The organism is Nocardioides sp. P4_G10 (genome assembly GCF_056401175.1).
This window is the reverse complement of sequence record NZ_JBFUJV010000001.1, coordinates 326,224-344,480: the sequence shown is the minus strand read 5'-3', so window position 1 is coordinate 344,480 and position 18,257 is coordinate 326,224. Positions and strand designations below refer to the sequence as shown.

The 18,257-nt window shown below is 71.8% G+C and carries 18 protein-coding genes; all 18 read left to right on the top strand.

Annotated features, from left to right (window positions below):
* Positions 1–8: 8 nt before the first annotated feature.
* Positions 9–1,775: a malto-oligosyltrehalose trehalohydrolase gene (gene treZ / locus AC1DP1_RS01665; RefSeq protein WP_477505356.1), complete on the top strand. Its 1,767-nt coding sequence runs from the start codon at positions 9–11 to the stop codon at positions 1,773–1,775.
* Positions 1,776–1,835: 60 nt separating this feature from the next.
* Positions 1,836–2,618 (top strand): hypothetical protein, encoded by a 783-nt coding sequence (locus AC1DP1_RS01660; RefSeq protein ID WP_477505355.1) that lies wholly within the window; start codon positions 1,836–1,838, stop codon positions 2,616–2,618.
* A gap of 121 nt (positions 2,619–2,739) precedes the next feature.
* Positions 2,740–3,855 carry a peptide chain release factor 2 gene (gene prfB, locus AC1DP1_RS01655; RefSeq protein ID WP_457184648.1) on the top strand — a complete coding sequence of 372 codons (1,116 nt, stop codon included), beginning with the start codon at positions 2,740–2,742 and terminating at the stop codon, positions 3,853–3,855.
* A gap of 65 nt (positions 3,856–3,920) precedes the next feature.
* Entirely contained in the window at positions 3,921–4,223 is a 303-nt protein-coding gene (locus AC1DP1_RS01650; RefSeq protein WP_477505354.1) for a hypothetical protein, read from the top strand.
* Complete coding sequence (locus AC1DP1_RS01645) at positions 4,223–5,272, top strand: hypothetical protein (protein ID WP_477505353.1); 1,050 nt, start codon at positions 4,223–4,225, stop codon at positions 5,270–5,272. Before AC1DP1_RS01650 ends, AC1DP1_RS01645 begins: the two co-directional genes overlap by 1 nt.
* A complete protein-coding gene (locus AC1DP1_RS01640; RefSeq protein WP_477505352.1) occupies positions 5,269–5,796 on the top strand; it encodes a DUF4919 domain-containing protein in 528 nt (175 codons plus the stop codon). The genes AC1DP1_RS01645 and AC1DP1_RS01640 overlap by 4 nt, the downstream gene beginning before the upstream one ends.
* Positions 5,789–6,826, top strand: a complete 1,038-nt coding sequence (locus AC1DP1_RS01635) for a WD40 repeat domain-containing protein (RefSeq protein ID WP_477505351.1) — start codon at positions 5,789–5,791, stop codon at positions 6,824–6,826. Before AC1DP1_RS01640 ends, AC1DP1_RS01635 begins: the two co-directional genes overlap by 8 nt.
* 48 nt (positions 6,827–6,874) lie before the next feature.
* The gene (gene ftsE / locus AC1DP1_RS01630; protein WP_300046307.1) at positions 6,875–7,564 is read left to right on the top strand and encodes a cell division ATP-binding protein FtsE; all 690 of its coding nucleotides are present in this window, start codon (positions 6,875–6,877) and stop codon (positions 7,562–7,564) included.
* A 58-nt stretch (positions 7,565–7,622) separates the two neighbouring features.
* Positions 7,623–8,531: a permease-like cell division protein FtsX gene (gene ftsX / locus AC1DP1_RS01625; RefSeq protein WP_457191534.1), complete on the top strand. Its 909-nt coding sequence runs from the start codon at positions 7,623–7,625 to the stop codon at positions 8,529–8,531.
* A 143-nt stretch (positions 8,532–8,674) separates the two neighbouring features.
* Positions 8,675–9,892, top strand: coding sequence for a peptidoglycan DD-metalloendopeptidase family protein (locus AC1DP1_RS01620; protein WP_477505350.1), 1,218 nt, complete (start codon positions 8,675–8,677; stop codon positions 9,890–9,892).
* Positions 9,893–9,933: 41 nt separating this feature from the next.
* Positions 9,934–10,413, top strand: a complete 480-nt coding sequence (smpB, locus tag AC1DP1_RS01615) for an SsrA-binding protein SmpB (RefSeq protein ID WP_191196367.1) — start codon at positions 9,934–9,936, stop codon at positions 10,411–10,413.
* A 10-nt stretch (positions 10,414–10,423) separates the two neighbouring features.
* On the top strand, positions 10,424–11,299 hold the full coding sequence (locus AC1DP1_RS01610) for an amidohydrolase family protein (RefSeq protein WP_477505349.1): 876 nt from the start codon (positions 10,424–10,426) through the stop codon (positions 11,297–11,299).
* 146 nt (positions 11,300–11,445) lie between these two features.
* Entirely contained in the window at positions 11,446–12,579 is a 1,134-nt protein-coding gene (locus tag AC1DP1_RS01605) for an ROK family transcriptional regulator (RefSeq protein ID WP_477505348.1), read from the top strand.
* A gap of 56 nt (positions 12,580–12,635) precedes the next feature.
* A complete protein-coding gene (locus AC1DP1_RS01600; protein WP_477505347.1) occupies positions 12,636–13,928 on the top strand; it encodes an extracellular solute-binding protein in 1,293 nt (430 codons plus the stop codon).
* A gap of 94 nt (positions 13,929–14,022) precedes the next feature.
* Positions 14,023–14,985 carry a carbohydrate ABC transporter permease gene (locus tag AC1DP1_RS01595; protein ID WP_477505346.1) on the top strand — a complete coding sequence of 321 codons (963 nt, stop codon included), beginning with the start codon at positions 14,023–14,025 and terminating at the stop codon, positions 14,983–14,985.
* Positions 14,982–15,821 (top strand): carbohydrate ABC transporter permease, encoded by an 840-nt coding sequence (locus tag AC1DP1_RS01590; RefSeq protein WP_457191521.1) that lies wholly within the window; start codon positions 14,982–14,984, stop codon positions 15,819–15,821. The genes AC1DP1_RS01595 and AC1DP1_RS01590 overlap by 4 nt, the downstream gene beginning before the upstream one ends.
* Complete coding sequence (locus AC1DP1_RS01585) at positions 15,818–17,335, top strand: glycoside hydrolase family 3 protein (protein WP_477505345.1); 1,518 nt, start codon at positions 15,818–15,820, stop codon at positions 17,333–17,335. The genes AC1DP1_RS01590 and AC1DP1_RS01585 overlap by 4 nt, the downstream gene beginning before the upstream one ends.
* Entirely contained in the window at positions 17,332–18,249 is a 918-nt protein-coding gene (locus tag AC1DP1_RS01580) for an ROK family protein (protein WP_477505344.1), read from the top strand. The genes AC1DP1_RS01585 and AC1DP1_RS01580 overlap by 4 nt, the downstream gene beginning before the upstream one ends.
* Positions 18,250–18,257: the final 8 nt, after the last annotated feature.

The window sequence follows — 18,257 nt, the reverse complement described above, 5'->3', positions numbered from 1 at the left end:
GGACTGACATGACCACGCCCTCTCGGGGACCCTTCGACGTCTGGGCGCCGCGCCCGCAGCGGGTGCGGCTGAGCGTGGCCGCCCCCGAGGGGCAGAGCGTCGTGGAGATGACCCGCGACGCCGACGGTTGGTGGGCGCCGGCAGGACCGGTGCCGACGGACGAGTCGGTCGACTACGGCTACCTCGTCGACGACGACCCCGACCCGCGCCCCGACCCGCGCTCGCGCCGGCAGCCCGGCGGCGTGCACGGGCTCTCGCGGCGGGACCGGACGACGTACGAGTGGGCCGACGCCGCCTGGACCGGCCGCCAGCTGGCGGGGTCGGTCGTCTACGAGCTGCACATCGGCACCTTCACCCCGGACGGCACCCTCGACTCCGCCGTCGAGCGGCTCGACCACCTCGTCGACCTCGGCGTCGACCTCGTCGAGCTGCTCCCGGTCAACTCCTTCAACGGCACCCACAACTGGGGCTACGACGGCGTCGCCTGGTTCGCCGTCCACGAGCAGTACGGCGGCCCCGACGCCTACCGCCGCTTCGTCGACGCCTGCCACGCGAAGGGCCTCGGGGTGGTCCAGGACGTGGTGCACAACCACTTCGGCCCCTCGGGCAACTACCTCCCGCTGTTCGGGCCCTACCTGAAGGCCGGGCGCAACACGTGGGGCGACCTGGTCAACCTCGACGGCGAGGACTCGGCGGAGGTGCGCCGCTACATCCTCGACAACGTCCGGATGTGGTTCGAGGACTACCACGTCGACGCCCTGCGGCTCGACGCCGTGCACGCGCTTCAGGACACCTCGCAGGTCCACCTCCTCGAGGAGATGGCGGTCGAGACCGCCGCGCTGTCGGCACACCTGCGGCGCCCGCTCACCCTGATCGCCGAGTCCGACCTCAACGACACGCTCCTCGTACGCCCGCGCGAGGCCGGCGGCTACGGCCTCGACGCGCAGTGGAGCGACGACTTCCACCACGCCGTCCACGTCGCGCTGAGCGGCGAGACCACCGGCTACTACGCCGACTTCGAGCCGCTCGAGGCACTGGCCAAGGTGTGTGAGAAGGGGTTCTTCCACGACGGGACGTTCTCGTCGTTCCGCGAGCGCGACCACGGCACGGCCGTCGACACCGAGCACATGCCGACCTGGCGGCTCGTGGTGGCCAACCAGAACCACGACCAGATCGGGAACCGCGCCCGCGGCGACCGGCTCGCCGAGCACCTCGACGACGACCAGCTCGCGTGCGCCGCCCTGCTGACGCTCGCCGGGCCGTTCACACCGATGCTGTTCATGGGGGAGGAGTGGGCGGCCTCGACGCCGTTCGCGTTCTTCACCTCCCACCCCGAGCCCGAGCTCGGGAAGGCGACGGCGGACGGCCGCATCGCCGAGTTCGAGAGGATGGGCTGGGACCCCGACGAGGTCCTCGACCCCCAGGACCCCGAGACGTTCCGCCGCTCGAAGCTGGACTGGGACGAGCTGTCCGGTGGTCGCCATGCGGTGGTGCTGGAGTGCTACCGGCGACTCGGCCGGCTGCGCCGCGAGCTGCCGCAGCTGACCGACCCGGCCTTCGGCTCGGTGTCGTGCACCGTCGAGGGCCGGCTGTTCACCATGCGCCGCGGCGACCTGCTCGTCGTCGTCAACGCCGGCGACACGGCCGCGACGACCCGGGTCGGGGAGCGCGAGGTGCTCTTCGAGACCCCTGCCGGGGTCGACGTACGCGACGGGGTGCTGTCGGTGCCGGCGCACGCCGGAACTCTTCTCGGGCCGGTCGCAACTTTCTCCTGACCGGCGGCGTCTCCCTCGTTGAACGGCCCGTTCCCGGGCCCACACGACGGGGATAGAACCATGAACCGCTTGACCGCTCTGGCCGCCACCGTGGCCCTCGCCGCCGGCTCGCTGGCGCTCACCGCGCCGACGCAGGCCGCGCCTGCCAAGGCCCAGGCCTACAAGATCACCGCCAAGGCCAACCTCGAGGTCGCCGTCGCCAAGGAGGACACCGTCAAGGTCAAGGGGCGCGTGACGCCCAAGGCCGCCGGCGAGAAGGTCGTCCTGCAGCAGCGCGTGGGCAACAAGAAGTCGTGGAAGTCCACGGGCAACGCCAAGATCAAGAAGAACGGCACCTACGTCCTCAAGGACAAGCCCTCGACCCAGGGCTCGCGCGAGTACCGCGTCCTCAAGCCGGCCTCGAAGGGCCTCAAGAAGGGCTACAGCAAGGCCCTGGCCGTCGAGGTCTACAAGTGGGAGAAGCTGGTCTACCGGCTCAGCGGCCCCCGCGTGAACGTCGAGCCCACCGGCGTCCTGATCGGCGCCGAGTACTACGGCCAGAGCCTGGCGACCACGACCTCGGGGACCCCGTCGTCCGTGGAGTACACGCTCGGCCGCAAGTGCACCGACCTGCGGGCGACGTACGCCCTCACCGACAGCTCCGCCACCGGCTCGAGCGGCGCCGTGACCGTCAGCGCCGACGGCGCCGTCCTGACCACCCACTCGCTGTCAGTCGGCACGGTCGTCGCCGACCAGGTCCTCGACGTCTCGGACGTCTTCCGCCTCAAGATCGACCTCGCAACCTCCGCCACGCCGGCCGCCGTCGCCGCCGTCGCGACGCCCGAGGTGCTCTGCACGCGCTGACCCGCACCCGATCCGCAGCGGCGGGCACGACCGGAATCACAGGCCGGGAGTGCTCGCCGCTGCTGCTTGTCCGACCGGTGCTTTCGACACCCTTCCCGCGTGCGCCGTACTGTTGCTCCTTGTGGCAGGCATCGACTTCGACGTAGAGATCAAGCAGCTCCGGGCGACCATGAAGACCGTCGGCCAGGTCCTCAACCTCGACCGCATGCGTGGGGAGATCGCGGACCTGGGCGAGCAGGTGGCGGCCCCCGACCTGTGGGACGACGTCGGGAGCGCGACCCGCATCACCGGTCGGCTCTCCGCCCTGCAGGGCGAGATGGACCGCTTCACCAGCCTCGAGACCCGCATCGAGGACCTCGCCCTCATGGTCGAGATGGCCCAGGAGGAGGGTGACGCCGACACGCTCGCCGACTCGGAGCGGGAGCTCGGACGGATCAAGAAGTCCGTCGAGTCGCTCGAGATCCGAACGCTGCTCGCAGGTGAGTACGACGAGCGCGAGGCCATCGTGACGATCCGCTCTGGCGCCGGTGGCGTCGACGCCGCCGACTTCGCCGAGATGCTGATGCGGATGTACACGCGCTGGGCCGAGCAGCACAAGTACGGCGTCGAGGTCTATGAGGTGTCCTACGCCGAGGAGGCGGGCATCAAGTCCGCCGAGTTCGCCATCCACGCGCCCTACGCCTACGGCACGCTCTCGGTCGAGGCCGGGACCCACCGCCTGGTGCGGATCAGCCCCTTTGACAACCAGGGCCGCCGCCAGACCTCCTTCGCCGCCGTCGAGGTGGTGCCGATGCTCGAGCAGACCGACGAGATCGAGGTCGACGAGAACGAGATCCGCACCGACGTCTTCCGGTCCGGCGGTCCCGGCGGTCAGTCGGTCAACACGACGGACTCCGCGGTGCGCCTGACCCACATCCCGACCGGCATCGTCGTGTCCTGCCAGAACGAGAAGTCGCAGCTGCAGAACAAGGCCTCGGCAATGGTCGTCCTCAAGGCCAAGCTGCTCGCCAGGAAGAAGGCCGAGGAGGCCGCGCTCAAGAAGGACCTCAAGGGCGACGTCCAGGCCAGCTGGGGCGACCAGATGCGCAACTACGTCCTCAACCCCTACCAGGTCGTCAAGGACCTGCGCACCGGCCACGAGTCCGGCAACCCCAGCGCCGTCTTCGACGGCGACCTCGACGACTTCATGGAGGCCGGCATCCGCTGGCGCCGGGGTGCGGACAAGGTCGACGCCTGAGGTGTTTCGCAGCCGCCACCCGGGGTAGACGTCAGTCACTGGCACGCTGACCACCGGGGGGACACATGTCGCAGCTGCAGGTCGGCTTCGCCGCGTTGCAGGATGCCGCCAACGCCGCGCAGGGCGCGGCGGCCGACGCCAAGGGACACGGGTCCGCCGACGCGCTGACCTGGGCAGGAGGCGGGATCCCGGGTGCCTCCTCGGTCGACCACCTGCGTGAGCTCGGCACGAGCTGGGACGACGAGGTCGCCGCGTGGGTGACGGCGGCCGACGACTTCGGCGCCGACCTCGCGGCCGCCGGCGAGGACTACCGCTCGGTCGACCAGACCACGGGTGGCCTGTTCGGCGGCCTGCTGGGCGGTGGCTGATGACGGTCACCTACGGCGACGCGAAGCGCTGGCAGTCCGAGCCGCTCGGCACCGCCGGCGACAGCCTCAAGAAGGACCTCGACGCCCTCGAGGGCGCCCGCGACCAGCTCGAGACGCAGGGCGTGCCCGAGTCGTGGACCGGGCTGGCCGTGACGTTCGCCGTCGCGCGCCGCACACTGCTGGTCAAGCAGCTCGACCGCCACATCGACGGCAAGCGCCAGATGCAGCGCGCCCTCTACGACGCCGAGACCATCGTCGCGGAGGTCGAGCGCCTGGTCACCGAGGTCGAGGGGGAGGCCCGCGCCAAGGACTTCTCGATCAGCTCCGACGGCACGGTCAGCGACGTCAGCGACCCGCCGACCTTCCCGAACCGCTACGAGGCCGACGAGTGGTCCCGCATCCGCCAGCAGACCGCACAGGCGCTGGCCGACGACGTCTCCACCATCCTCGGCCGGGCGGCCGCCGCCGACGCGACCATCGCGGGCGGCGTACCACCGGGCCACGTGGACTCCGTCGACGACTACGGCGTCGCCGACCCGGAGGTCGCCGAGCGGTGGGCCTCGATGACCGACGACGAGCGGCGCGCGGTGGTGGAGGAGATGATCGAGGAGCAGGCGGCCGAGGCCGGCATCCCGACCCCGACCATCACGTGGGAGCCCGAGACGTGGGACCTCTGGGGCCAGGCGCGCGGCGGAGGATCGGAGATCGCGCTCAACGAGGGCATCCTCGACGACCCGTTCATCCTCAACACCGCCGCCCACGAGATGCGGCACGCCCGCCAGTTCGAGGCCATCGACGACCAGGACGCGTGGCGCTGGCCGTGGCAGGACGACCCGTTCGACATGCACGAGGAAGACGGGATCACCGAGGAGCAGGCCGAGGATTGGGACGAGAACTTCGACGACTACAAGTCCACGTCCAACGGTGACACCTACGAGGAGTACTTCGAGCAACCGGTCGAGGTCGACGCACGTCGCACCGGCAAGCAGGAGCTCGAGGACATGACCGAGGAAGAGCTCGAGCGGCTCCTCGAGGAAGGACAGCGATGACACCCGTGACGACGTACGCCGACCTGGTCGACGCCCACCTTTCCGACCCGAGCGCCGAGACGCTCGAGCCCCTGCGCGACGCCGTGCGCGCCGCCCCCGGGTTCGACCCGGAGCTGCGGGTGCGCAAGCATGCCGACGTCCTGATCCGCGAGGGGCGCCACGCCGACGCGGTCGCGGCGCTCGAGGCGAGCATGCCCGGGTCGCTGCTCAGCCCGGCCGCCCACGCGATGCTGGCCGCCGCGTTGCGGCGCACCGGCCGCGAGGACGCCGCCGCCCGCCACGCCCGCCTGGCGCGCGCCGCCCTCGACGGCATCCTCGCGACCGGTGACGGCAGCGCCGACCGCCCGTGGTCGGTGCTGCGCATCAGTGACGAGTACGACGTCGTGGACAGCCTCGGCACGCGTCCGGTCAGCCAGGGACTGCTCGCCGACGGGCCGCGGCGGGTCGACCGCATCGAGTGCCAGGACGGGCGCACCCTCCACTTCGACGTCACCCGGGTCCCCGGTGCCGCGGTCCGTGCCTGACCGCCGCGTCGTCGCCGCCGCCGCGACGCTGCTCGCCCTCACGGCGGCCGGCTGCTCGGACGACCGGCCGGACGAGCCGACGACGGGCACGGGCACCGACGCCGGGCCGGGCGGCACAGGGGGGAGCGCGGCCTACGAGCTCGTCGCCACCGACGACCTCTCGGTGAGCCCCGACGGCGACGAGGTGCTGGCCGACTGCTGGAACGGCATCTGCCGCTGGGACGCCACCGACGGGACGCTCGAGCTCGTCCCCGACCGCGGCTCGGTCGCGGTCGCACCCGACTGGTCGACCGTGGCGACCGTCGACGACGGCACGGTGGTGCTGGAGGACCTCGACTCGGGCGAGCCGGTCACCGAGCTCACCGGGCTCGCGGACGGCGACGTGGCCGACGGCTCACCCGTCACGGCCGTGGCCTACAGCCCCGACGGCGAGCTGGTCGCGGCGGCCGGTCTCGACGACGACGGCGACGAGCGACTGATGGTGTGGTCGGTCGACGGCGACGAGGTGGCCTTCCTCCGCACGAGCGGGGAGGTGCACCGGATCGCGATCTCGCCCGAGGGCAACCGGATCGCGACCGCGGGCAACGGCCCGGTCGAGGTGCACGACCTCGTCAAGGGCGACACGCTGGAGGTCTCCTCCGGGGAGGGCGGCACGGTGGCGTGGAGTCCCGACGGCTCCCTGCTCCTCGGCATCGGCGCCGACGGCCAGCCCCTCGTGTGGGACGCCGAGACCTGGACCCCTGTCGCCGAGCTCCGGGGCACGCGCCTGCACGAGGCGGCGTACGCCCCCGAGGGGAAGACGATCGCGCTCACGTCGCTGGACGAGACGTCCGTGACGCTGTGGGACCCGACCCGCGACGCCCGCCGCGCGAAGGAGCTCGATGGCCACACGGGCGCCCCCGGCGCGGTCGCCTGGTCGCCCGACGGCGCGGTCGTCTACGCCGTTGCCGCCGACGACGGCGTCCTGGCGTGGGACGCCGCCACCGGCGAGCGCGCCCCGACGGACTTCGAGCTGCCCGAGGGCCGCTAGGCGCCCGGATTCGTCGATCGCGTCCACCCCTCACGTAGCCTCGACGCCGTGATTCGCTTCGAGAAGGTCACCAAGAGCTATCCCGGCCACCCCCACCCCGCCCTCGACAACGTGTCGGTCGACGTCGAGAAGGGGGAGTTCGTCTTCCTCGTGGGCTCCTCGGGCTCGGGCAAGTCGACCTTCCTGCGCCTGGTGCTCCGCGAGTACCGCCCGACCACCGGTCGCGTCTACGTCGCCGGCAAGGAGATCAACCGGCTCGCCGGCTGGAAGGTGCCGCGGCTGCGCCGCGACATCGGCACCGTCTTCCAGGACTTCCGACTCCTGCCCAACAAGACCGTGACCGAGAACGTCGCCTTCGCGCTCCAGGTGATCGGCAAGTCCCGCAAGGAGATCAAGGACGTCGTCCCGGAGACGCTCGAGCTGGTGGGCCTGAGTGGCAAGGGCGACCGGATGCCCGACGAGCTGTCCGGCGGCGAGCAGCAGCGCGTCGCCGTGGCGCGCGCGTTCGTCAACCGGCCGATGATCCTCATCGCCGACGAGCCCACCGGAAACCTCGATCCCACCACCTCGGTCGGGATCATGAAGCTCCTCGACCGGATCAACCGCACCGGCACAACCGTCGTGATGGCCACCCACGACGCCGGCATCGTCGACCAGATGCGCAAGCGCGTCATCGAGCTCGACAACGGGCACGTCGTGCGCGACCAGGCGCAGGGCGTCTACGGCCACCAGAACTGACGCCGGGCCCCGGCCCTGACCCGATCCGCCTCCCCGAACGAATCGAGACCCCCACTCCATGCAGCTCCGCTACGTCTACTCCGAGCTCGGCCAGGGCCTGCGACGCAACCTGACGATGCACCTGGCGGTGATCCTCACCCTGGTCGTCTCGCTGACGCTGGTGGGCATCGGCCTGCTGTTCCAGCAGCAGGCGACCCGGGCGGCCGAGCACTTCGGCAACCAGCTCCAGATCACGGTCTACCTGTGCCGGCTCAACGACTCCAACCCGGTCTGCCCCAACCCGGTGACCGAGGCGCAGAAGACCGAGATCGAGGCCGTGGTCAAGGACAACCCGGAGGTGTCGAGCTATCGCTTCGAGTCCAGCGAGGTGGCGCTCGAGAAGGCGAAGGAGCTCTACGGCGAGGAACTGTTCTCCGGCGACAACCCCGCGCTGACGGCCGAGGACATGCCGCAGACGATCTGGATCACGCTCGAGGACCCGGAGCAGTACGAGGGCATCAGCAGCGCGGTCCAGGGCCTCGACGGCGTCTCGCGGGTGCGGGACCTGCGCGAGCAGGTCGGACCGATCCTCGCGACCATCACCAAGATGCGGACGTACGCACTGGGCACCGCGGCGCTGCTGGTGCTGGCGGCCCTGCTGCTGGTCGCCAACACCATCCGCCTCGCCGCCTTCGCGCGCCGCAAGGAGATCGGCATCATGCGGCTGGTGGGCGCCTCCACGCTCTACATCGCGCTGCCGTTCCTCCTCGAGGCGCTGGTCACCGCACTGATCAGCGTCGCCCTCGCGATCGGGGCGCTGGCGGCGTTCCTGCGCTTCGCGATCGGCGACCTCCAGCAGAACCTGAGGTTCGTGCCATGGATCGGCTGGAACGAGTTCTGGCTGGCCGCCGGGGCCGTCGCGATCCTCGGTCCGCTGCTGACATTGCTCCCGACACTCGTGTTGACGCGCAAATACCTCAAAGTCTGATCGCCGGAGGTTAGCGTCTAGGCGTCCAACCGGCCCGGCGTCGGGAGGACACCCTTCCCCGCTTCCCCGACGCAAAGGCTTCCCCGGTGCGTACCTTCCCCCGTGCCGCTCATCGCCCTGTGGCTGCAGCTCTCGTTGCAGTCATGGCGCTGGGTGTGTCCGCTGCTCATGCCGACGACCTCAAGGACAAGAAGAACAAGGTCGAGCGCGAGCTCAAGGGCGCCCACCAGGACCTCGACGAGTCCAGTGCCCAGCTGCGCAAGGCAGCGGCCCGCCTCCAAGCCGCCCAGGAGCAGCTCGGTGTCGCCAAGACCCGGCTCGCCACGGCGCGCGGCAAGGTGGAGGTCGCCGCCGAGCGCGACGCGCAGATGCAGGCCGAGCTGGCCGCGGCCGAGGCGGAGCTCGCCGCCGCCGAGGCCGCCCTCGCGCAGGGCCAGGTCGACCGCGACGCCCAGCGCGAGAAGGTCGCCCGCACCGTCACCGACATGTACGCCGAGGGCGACCCCGAGCTGATCGCGTTCTCCTCCCTCCTCGACGCCGACTCCACCGAGGAGCTCACCCGACGCGACGGCGTCCGTGACGTCGTCATCGGCCAGGAGGCGCGCGAGTACGACGAGCTCAAGGCCGCGGAGGTGCTCCTCAAGGTGCGCGAGGACCAGGTCGCCGAGGCCCGCGACGCCGTGGCCGTCAAGCGCGAGGCTGCCGCCGAGCACCTCGTGCTGATGCAGTCCCTCGAAGCCGAGGAGCAGGCGGCCAAGGACTCCGTCGTCTCGCTCGTGATCGAGCGCCGCGACGCCCGTGCGGGGGCCAGCGAGGCACGGTCGAAGGACCTCTCCAAGCTGCGCAAGCTCGAGAAGGAGCAGCAGCAGATCGAGGAGATGCTGCGCAAGCGCGCCCTCGCCGCCCTGCGTCGCCAGCGCGCCGAGGCGCGTGCCCATGCCCGGTCGAACCCAGCCACCCCGAGCCCGGGCCTGCTGGCCTACCCGGTCGAGGGCTACGTCACCTCGCCGTTCGGCTACCGGACCCACCCGATCTACCACTACTGGGGCCTGCACGACGGCGTGGACTTCGGCGGCGGCTGCGGCACCCCGCTGCGCGCCGCGGCGCCCGGCAAGGTCGTGTCCTCCTACTTCAGCGGTGTCTACGGCAACCGGCTGGTGATCGACCACGGCGTGCTCGGCGGCAAGGGCATCGCCACGATCTACAACCACGCCAGCGGCTACAACGTCGGCGTGGGCGACACGGTCCAGGAGGGCCAGGTCATCGGCTTCGAGGGCAGCACCGGGTGGTCCACCGGGTGCCACCTGCACTTCACCGTCATGGCCAACGGCGAGGCCGTGGACCCGATGAACTGGCTCTGACCGACCAGAACGGATTGGACACGCTCTGGGACAATGGACCCATGGCGAAGGAGCAGGGCCAGAAGATGGTCGCGCAGAACAAGAAGGCGCGCCACGACTACCACATCGAGGACACCTGGGAGGCCGGGCTCGTCCTCATGGGGACCGAGGTGAAGTCGCTGCGCCAGGGGCGCGCGTCGCTCGTGGACGGCTTCGCCGAGATCGACAACGGCGAGGCGTGGCTGCTGGGCGTGCACATCCCCGAGTACAGCCAGGGCACCTGGACCAACCACTCCGCCCGCCGCCGCCGCAAGCTGCTGCTCAACCGGTCCGAGATCGACAAGATCGAGCGCAAGATCACCGACAAGGGCTACACGATCGTGCCGCTCGCGCTCTACTTCAAGGACGGCCGCGCCAAGGTCGAGATCGCCCTCGCCAAGGGCAAGAAGTCCTACGACAAGCGCCACACGCTCGCCGAGCGGACGGCCAACCGGGAAAAGGTCGAGGCGGTCCAGCGGCGGCTCAAGGGCCACCGGGACTGAGGGCGCGGGCTTGACTCCCGTCGACTTCGCCCAGGCCCTCGGCCTGCCGGGCCTGATCGACCTGCACACCCACTTCCTGCCGCCGCGGGTGATGGCCAAGGTCCGCGCGCAGTTCGACGCCGCCGGCCCGCTGATCGGCCGGCCGTGGCCGCTGCACTACCGCGACGAGGACGACGCGCTCGTCGCGGTGCTCCGCTCCTACGGCGTACGCCGCTTCACCGCACTGCCCTACGCTCACAAGCCCGGCATGGCCGAGTTCCTCAACGACTGGGCGGCCGGATTCGCGGAGCGGGTGCCCGAGGCCGCGGTGTGCGGCACGTTCTTCCCCGAGCCCGGCGTGACGGCGTACGTCGCCTCCCGCACGGCCGCCCCGTCCCAGCCGGTCGAGGTCTGGAAGGTGCACGTGCAGGTCGGCGCGTTCGACGTCACCGACCCGCTGCTCGACGAGGCGTGGGGCGTCGTCGCGGACGCCGGGACGCCGGTGGTGCTGCACGCCGGCAGCGGCCCCGTGCCGACCGAGCACACCGGTCCCGGGCCGGTGGCGGAGCTGCTGGCGCGCCACCCGCGGCTGCGGCTGGTGATCGCCCACGCGGGTGCGCCGGAGTACGCCGAGTTCCTGACGCTGGCCGAGACCCACGAGCGGGTGGCGGTCGACACGACCATGGCGTTCACGCCGTTCTTCGAGGAGATGGGCGGCGCCTACCCGCCCGACCTGCTGCCCCGGCTGCGCGACCTCGGGCTGGCCGGGAAGGTCCACCTCGGCAGCGACTTCCCCAACATCCCCTACCCCTACGTCGTCCAGCTCGAGGCGCTGGCCCGGCTGGGCCTGGGGGAGGAGTGGCTGCGCGCCGTGTGCTGGGACAGCTCGGCCGCCCTCCTCGGCTGAGCCCGCTTGCGCCGGCCGAGCGGTGCACCGCCCACATTCCCGGCCGTCGGGACGTGGCTGGGCCACCGCCCCTGGACTGGACCAGTCGCCGACCCGACGCAGGAATCTCTTGACGGCGGATATGTAAGTGCGCTGAACTAACTAATGTGACACCGCACACACCGGTCGGCCGCCCGCTCCGTCCCCGGGGCAAGCTGCTCCAGGAGGACGCCCGCCGCCACCACCGCTCGCTGCTTCTCCAGCAGCTCTTCCGCGAGGGCCCCGCGAGCCGCGCCGACCTGGCGCGCTCGAGCGGCCTGACCCGGGTCACCGTGTCCGACCTGGTGGGGGAGATGCTCGCCGAGGGCTTCGTGGCCGAGCTCGGCGCGCCCGCCGAGTCGCGGGTCGGAAAGCCGCCGACGCTGGTCGGCCTCGCCGCCGACTCCCACCACATCATCGGCCTCGACCTCTCCGAGACCGACCGCATGTCCKGCGCGGTCGTCAACCTCGCCGGCACCGTCCAGGCGCGGCACGAGGTGCACGTCGACGGCGCGGAGGGGGAGCGGGCGGTCGAGCTCGTCCTGGCCCTGGCGTCCCAGCTGATGACGATGACGGACCGCCCGGTCCTGGGCGTCGGCGTCGGCAGCCCCGGTGTCGTCGACGCCAACGGCACCGTCGTCGACGCGCCCAACCTCGCGTGGACCGACACCCCGCTCGCCGCCCGGCTCGCCGAGACGCTCGACGTGCCGGTGTTCGTCGCGAACGACGCCAACACCGCCGTCCTCGGCGAGCACACCTTCGGCGAGTCCGGCGACGGCGGTCTGATGGTGCTGCGGGTCGGCACCGGCGTCGGCGCGGGCCTGGTCCTCGGCGGCTCGCTGCTCCACGGCCACCTCGGCGCCGCGGGCGAGATCGGCCACGTCGTGGTCGACCCCGACGGTGAGCGGTGCGCCTGCTCGCGCACCGGCTGCCTCGAGACGCTGCTCGCGGCGCCGCGGCTGCGACGTCGCGTCGCCGAGCCCGGGGTGGACGGCCCCGCCGTGCTCGCCGAGGTCGGCACCCGGCTGGGCGAGGTGCTGGCGCCGGTCGTCGCCGCGCTCAACCTCCACGAGATCGTGCTGAGCGGCCCCGCGGAGCTGCTCGACGGACCGCTGCTGGACGCGACGGACCGGACGATCCGCGAGCGGACGATGCCGATCAGCTCGACAGGGCTGGCCGTCCGCACCTCCAAGCTCGGGGAGGACGTGGTGGTCGTGGGAGCGGCCGTGCTCGTGCTCGCCGGGGAGCTGGGCGTCTCGTGAGCGCCCCTCGTCCCCACTTGGGAACCCACTGGAAGATCGATGGAAGGAACACTGTGGTGCGCATCAGGAAGTCCTTGACCGGGGTGGCGGTCGCCGCGCTCGCGCTGACGACGCTCGCCGCGTGCGGCAGCGATGACGACGGCTCGTCCACCGACGACGACGGCGGCGCCGAGTCGGCCGACATCCGCGTCTGGCTCAACGGCACGGACACTCCGCAGGAGGCCCGCGACTGGTTGAAGAAGACCTTCGAGGACGACAACCCGGGGTCCACGCTGACCATCGAGCAGCAGGAGTGGGACGGCCTGGTCGAGAAGCTCACGACCGCGCTCTCCAGCGAGTCCGAGACCCCCGACGTCGTGGAGATCGGCAACACCCAGGCGCCGACGTTCACCTCGGCAGGCGCGTTCTCGCCGCTGACCGACGAGCTCGACGACCTCGGCGGCGACGACCTGCTGCCCGGGTTCGTCGAGGGTGCGACGGTCGACGGCGAGACGTACGCCGTGCCGTACTACGCCGGCTCGAAGTACATCTTCTACCGCAAGGACCTCTTCGAGAAGTCCGGCCTCGAGGTCCCCACGACGCTCGACGAGTTCGTCGAGGCGGCCGCCACGCTGAAGAAGGACAACCCCAAGCCGGCCAACTTCTCCGGCTTCTGGTTCCCGGGTCAGGACTGGCGCAACGGCGCGGCCTTCGTCTGGTCCGCCGGCGGCGACCTCGCCGTCGACGACGGTGGCGAGTGGACCGGGTCGCTGTCCTCGCCCGAGTCCGTGGCGGGCCTGGAGATGGCCCAGCAGCTCTTCACCGAGTCGTCGGGGGCGCCCAAGGACGGCAACGAGGCCGACCCGTGGACCCCGTTCTGCGCGGGTGAGGTCGGCATGATGTCGACGCCCGGCTGGGTGAAGGGCCTCCTCGAGGACCCCGAGACCGGCTGCCCCGACGGCCACGCCAAGCAGGTCGGCGTCTTCGCCCTGCCCGGGCCGGACGGCGAGCCCGCGCCCGTGCTGCTCGGCGGCTCCGACATCGCCATCGCGGCCAAGTCGGCCAACCAGGACCTCGCCCAGGAGGCGGTCGAGCTCATGCTCAGCGAGGACTACCAGACGCTGATGGCCGAGGCCGGTCTCACGCCTGCCCGCACGTCGCTGGCCTCGTTGCTCGGTGACGACGAGTACGCCGAGGCCACCGTGGCCGCGGCGTCCAACGCCAAGCTCACGCCGGCCGCTCCGGGCTGGGCCACGGTCGAGGGCTCACGAGCCCTGGAGGACCTCTTCAGCGCCATCGCCCAGGGCGGCGACGTGGAGGAGCTCGCAGCGAAGACCGACGAGCAGATGAACAGCCAGCTCAACGGCTGAGGCGTCGACGACCACCGGTGGGGGCGGCGCCAGCCGCTGCCCCCACCGGGGCGCGCCCGCGCGACAATCACACCGGCACCGGAGAGGAGGACCGATGAGCAGCACGCTCAGCGACACGACCCGTGACACCTCCCAGGAGCCCGCGACCGGCACGGCCCCCCGTCGCAACCGCGCCACCGTGCTGCCGTACGCGCTCCTGGTCCCGGCCGTGCTGGCACTGGGAGTGGCACTGGGCTACCCGCTCGTGCGCCAGGTCGTGCTCTCCCTGCAGGACTACGGCCTCGCCCAGCAGTTCGGCCGACCTCCGGAGTGGGTCGGCGCCAACAACTACCGCACGCTCGTCGCCGACGGCTACCTGTGGCGGGTCACCCTCCGCTCCATCGCCTTCTGCCTCGTCAACGCGGCGCTCACGATGGCGATCGGCGTCGGCCTCGCGCTGCTGATGCGGCACATGTCGCGCGGCGTACGACTCCTCGTGCAGACCGGGCTCCTGCTCGCGTGGGCGATGCCGGTCGTCGCCTCGCTCACGGTGTGGCAGTGGCTCTTCGACACGCAGTACGGCGTCGTGAACTACGTCCTCACCGGGCTCGGCCTCGACTTCGAGGGCCACGGGTGGCTCCTGCGGCCGCTGTCCTTCTTCTTCGTCGCGACCGTGATCGTCGTGTGGATGAGCGTGCCGTTCGTCGCGTTCACGGTCTACGCCGCGCTCACGCAGCTGCCCGAGGAGCTGATGGAGGCCTCCGAGATCGACGGCGCGGGTCCGGTCTCACGCTTCCGCCACGTCGTGCTGCCCACCATCCGCCCGGTCCTGCTCGTCGTGGGCCTGCTGCAGATCATCTGGGACCTGCGCGTCTTCTCGCAGATCTACATCCTGCAGAAGGCGGGCGGCAGTGCCCGCGACACCAACCTGCTCGGCACCTACATCTACCGGCTCGGCATCGGCGGCGGCGAGTTCGGCATGTCCGCGGCGGTGGCGATCTTCATGCTCGCCCTCACCGTCGTGCTGACCGCGCCCTACGTCCGCGCCATGCTCCGACAGGAGGGAGAGGCACGATGAGCCGGCCGACCCGCCCCGCCCTGCGCATCACCGCCAACACGCTCGGTGTCCTCGCGTTCCTCGTCTCGGCCTTCCCTGTCTATTGGATGGTCAACAGCTCGTTCCTGGCGCGCAACGAGATCCGCAGCCCGACCCCGACCTGGGTGCCCTTCGGCGGCGACCTCGACAACTACCGCACGGTCTTCCGCACCGACCAGTTCCTCGACGCGCTCCAGGTCAGCCTCATGGTCACCGGCCTCACGATCACCGTGGCACTGCTCTTCGCCTTCGTCGCTGCCGTGGCGGTGAGCAGGTTCCGGTTCCGCGGTCGGCTGTCCTTCATCATCACCCTGCTGGTGATCCAGATGATCCCGGTGGAGGGACTGTTCATCAGCCAGTACAAGATGCTCGAGACGATGGACCTGCTCAACACCGTCGTCGGGCTCACGCTGGTCTACGTCGCCGGCGTGCTGCCCTTCACGATCTGGACCCTGCGCGGCTTCGTCGCGGGGGTGCCGTACGAGCTGGAGGAGGCCGCGATGATGGACGGGTGCACGCGTGTGCAGGCGTTCTTCCGCGTCACGCTGCCGCTGCTCGCCCCCGGCCTGGTCGCGACCGGCGTCTTCGGCTTCATCCAGGCGTGGAACGAGTTCACCCTCGCGCTCGTGGTGATGACGCGTGAGGACCAGCGGACGCTGCCGCTGTGGCTGTCGACCTTCACCGACGTCAACCGCGGCACCGACTGGGGCGGGATCATGGCCGGCTCCACCCTCATCGCCGTGCCCGTCATCATCTTCTTCCTCGTCGTGCAGGGCCGGATGGTCAGCGGGCTCACCGCGGGCGCGGTGAAGGGATGAACCTCACCCCACGACGTTCTTCTCCTCCGCTGCGCTCCCCCGAACAACGCCGCGGGGACCCCGAGGCGACCCAGTCGACCGAGAGTCGCACCGATGACCTCCGCGCCCTGGCGCTGCGGGTGCTGCTGCCCGGCTTCGCCGGCACGACGCTGCCCGACGACTACCGCGCGCTGCTCGAGCAGGGTCTCGGCGGCATCTGCTACTTCGGCAGCAACACCGCCGACGGCCCCGCCGCCCTCGCCGCCCTCAGCGCCGAGATCCGCGCCGCCAACCCCGCCGCCGTGGTCGCGGTGGACGAGGAGGGTGGCGACGTCAGCCGGCTGCACACCCGCGAGCCGAGCCCCGTCCTCGGTGCCGCGGCCCTCGGCGGCGCCGCCGACCTCGAGCTCACCGAGGCCGTCGGCCGCTGGGTGGGCCACGAGCTCGCGTCGGTGGGCGTCACCCTCGACCTCGCCCCGGACGCCGACGTCAACAGCGACCCCGACAACCCCGTCATCGGCACCCGCAGCTTCGGCGTGGACCCCGAGCAGGTCGCCGCCCACGTCGTGGCGTGGACGCGCGGACTCCAGTCCACCGGTGTCGCGGCGTGCGCCAAGCACTTCCCCGGCCACGGCGACACCGCCACCGACAGCCACCTCGACCTGCCCCGCATCGACGTCGACCCGGACACCTTGGCGGCCCGCGAGCTGGTGCCCTTCGACGCCGCGGTGGAGGCCGGCACCGCGGCCGTCATGACGTCGCACATCGTCGTGCCCGCGATCGACCCCGACCGTCCGGCGACCCTGAGCCCGCTCGTGCTCGGCATGCTGCGCGAGGTGCTCGGCTTCGACGGCGTCGTCGTCAGCGACGCGCTGGACATGGCCGGTGCGTCCGCCGTGCTCGGCATCCCCGACGTGGCAGTCCTGGCCCTCGCCGCCGGGTGCGACCTCCTCTGCCTCGGCCCCGACAAGCCCGCCGCGATGGTGCTGGGGGTCCGCGACGCGATCGTCGCTGCCGTCGCGGACGGCCGCCTGACCCACGACCGGCTCGCGGACGCCGCCGGTCGCGTCGCCGCGATGCGCGTGCCGGCGACGGCGACCCACCCGGAGCTTCCCGACGCCTCCCGACAGGCCTCTGCGGCCGCCTCCGCGACGCGGGTCGACGGCGCGCTGCCCGGCCTCGCCGGCGCCGTCGTCGTCAGCGTCGACACCGTGGCCAACATCGCGGTCGGCGACGTGGCGTGGGGCCTCCCGGCGGACCACCGCCTCGACCCGGGGTCGCTGGCGGACGGGCTGCCGGACGCGGTCCCGGGCGACGTACCCCTCGTCGTGCAGGTGCGCGACGCCGGCCGACGCCCCGAGGTGCTGGCCTTCCTGCGCGCGCTCGCGGAGGACGGGCGGCCCGCCGTCGTCGTCGAGTGGGGCTGGCCGTCGACCCACGACGTCGGCCTCACGACCATCAGCACGCGGGGCTCGTCCGCGCCGGGCGTCGCCGCGGTGACGCAGCTGCTGCGCGGGGCGGGGTGGACGCGGTGAACGCCGCACTCTCGGGCACGCGGAGCGTCGGCCTGGACATCGGAGGCACCAAGACGCACGGCGTCGTGCTCGACGAGGACGGCACGATCCTCGCCCAGGTCAGGGAGTCCACCCGACCCGGCGCCGACGGGGTGGTCGCGACCGCGGAGCGGGTGTTCCATGCCCTCGCGCGGGAGAGCGGTCGGAGCCTCGACTGGCGCGTGGGTGTCGGCGTGCCCGGACTGGTCGACAGCGAGCGCGGGATGCTGCGGCACGCGGTCAACCTCGACGTCAACGGCGACGACCTGCCGCTGCGCGACCTGCTGGCTGAGCGTCTCGGCGTGCCGGTGGTCGTGGAGAACGACGTGAACGCCGCCGCGCTCGCCGCCTGCGCGCTGGTCGAGGCCGACGACGTCGTCTACCTCAGCGTCGGCACGGGACTCGCGGCCGGGCTCGTCGTCGACGGCCGGCTGCGTCGCGGCGAGCACGGAGCGGCCGGTGAGATCGGCCACCTGCCGGTCGATCCCGCGGGCGAGGCGTGCGGCTGCGGCCAGACCGGCTGCCTGGAGACCATCGCGTCGGGCCGGGCCCTCGCGCGGGCCTGGCCCACCCCCGACGGACCGCCCGCCGCGGCACTCTTCGCGGCCGCCGCCGCGGGCGACCCCGCGGCCGTGGCCGTGCGCGACCGCTTCTGCTGGGGTGTGGCCAGCGCGGTCCGCGCCCTCGGCCTCACGATCGACCCCGAGCGCATCGTGCTGGGTGGCGGGGTCGCCGAGGTCGGCGAACCGCTGCGCGAGCAGGTGGTCCGCCAGCTGCGGTCGCTGGGGGAGGGGTCGCCCTTCCTCGCCTCGCTCGGCCTCGCCGGCCGGCTCAGCATGGTGCCGCTGCACTACCCCGTCGCCGCCGTCGGCGCCGCGCTGGTGGCAACTCGATAGGTTGTCCG

What these genes read in the sequence shown, in the direction of transcription:
- treZ (WP_477505356.1), top strand. Translation starts at nt 9, where the DNA reads ATGACCACGCCCTCTCGGGGACCCTTCGACGTCTGGGCGCCGCGCCCG.
- AC1DP1_RS01660 (WP_477505355.1), top strand. Translation starts at nt 1,836, where the DNA reads ATGAACCGCTTGACCGCTCTGGCCGCCACCGTGGCCCTCGCCGCCGGC.
- AC1DP1_RS01650 (WP_477505354.1), top strand. Translation starts at nt 3,921, where the DNA reads ATGTCGCAGCTGCAGGTCGGCTTCGCCGCGTTGCAGGATGCCGCCAAC.
- AC1DP1_RS01645 (WP_477505353.1), top strand. Translation starts at nt 4,223, where the DNA reads ATGACGGTCACCTACGGCGACGCGAAGCGCTGGCAGTCCGAGCCGCTC.
- AC1DP1_RS01640 (WP_477505352.1), top strand. Translation starts at nt 5,269, where the DNA reads ATGACACCCGTGACGACGTACGCCGACCTGGTCGACGCCCACCTTTCC.
- ftsX (WP_457191534.1), top strand. Translation starts at nt 7,623, where the DNA reads ATGCAGCTCCGCTACGTCTACTCCGAGCTCGGCCAGGGCCTGCGACGC.
- AC1DP1_RS01620 (WP_477505350.1), top strand. Translation starts at nt 8,675, where the DNA reads ATGGCGCTGGGTGTGTCCGCTGCTCATGCCGACGACCTCAAGGACAAG.
- smpB (WP_191196367.1), top strand. Translation starts at nt 9,934, where the DNA reads ATGGCGAAGGAGCAGGGCCAGAAGATGGTCGCGCAGAACAAGAAGGCG.
- AC1DP1_RS01595 (WP_477505346.1), top strand. Translation starts at nt 14,023, where the DNA reads ATGAGCAGCACGCTCAGCGACACGACCCGTGACACCTCCCAGGAGCCC.
- AC1DP1_RS01590 (WP_457191521.1), top strand. Translation starts at nt 14,982, where the DNA reads ATGAGCCGGCCGACCCGCCCCGCCCTGCGCATCACCGCCAACACGCTC.
- AC1DP1_RS01585 (WP_477505345.1), top strand. Translation starts at nt 15,818, where the DNA reads ATGAACCTCACCCCACGACGTTCTTCTCCTCCGCTGCGCTCCCCCGAA.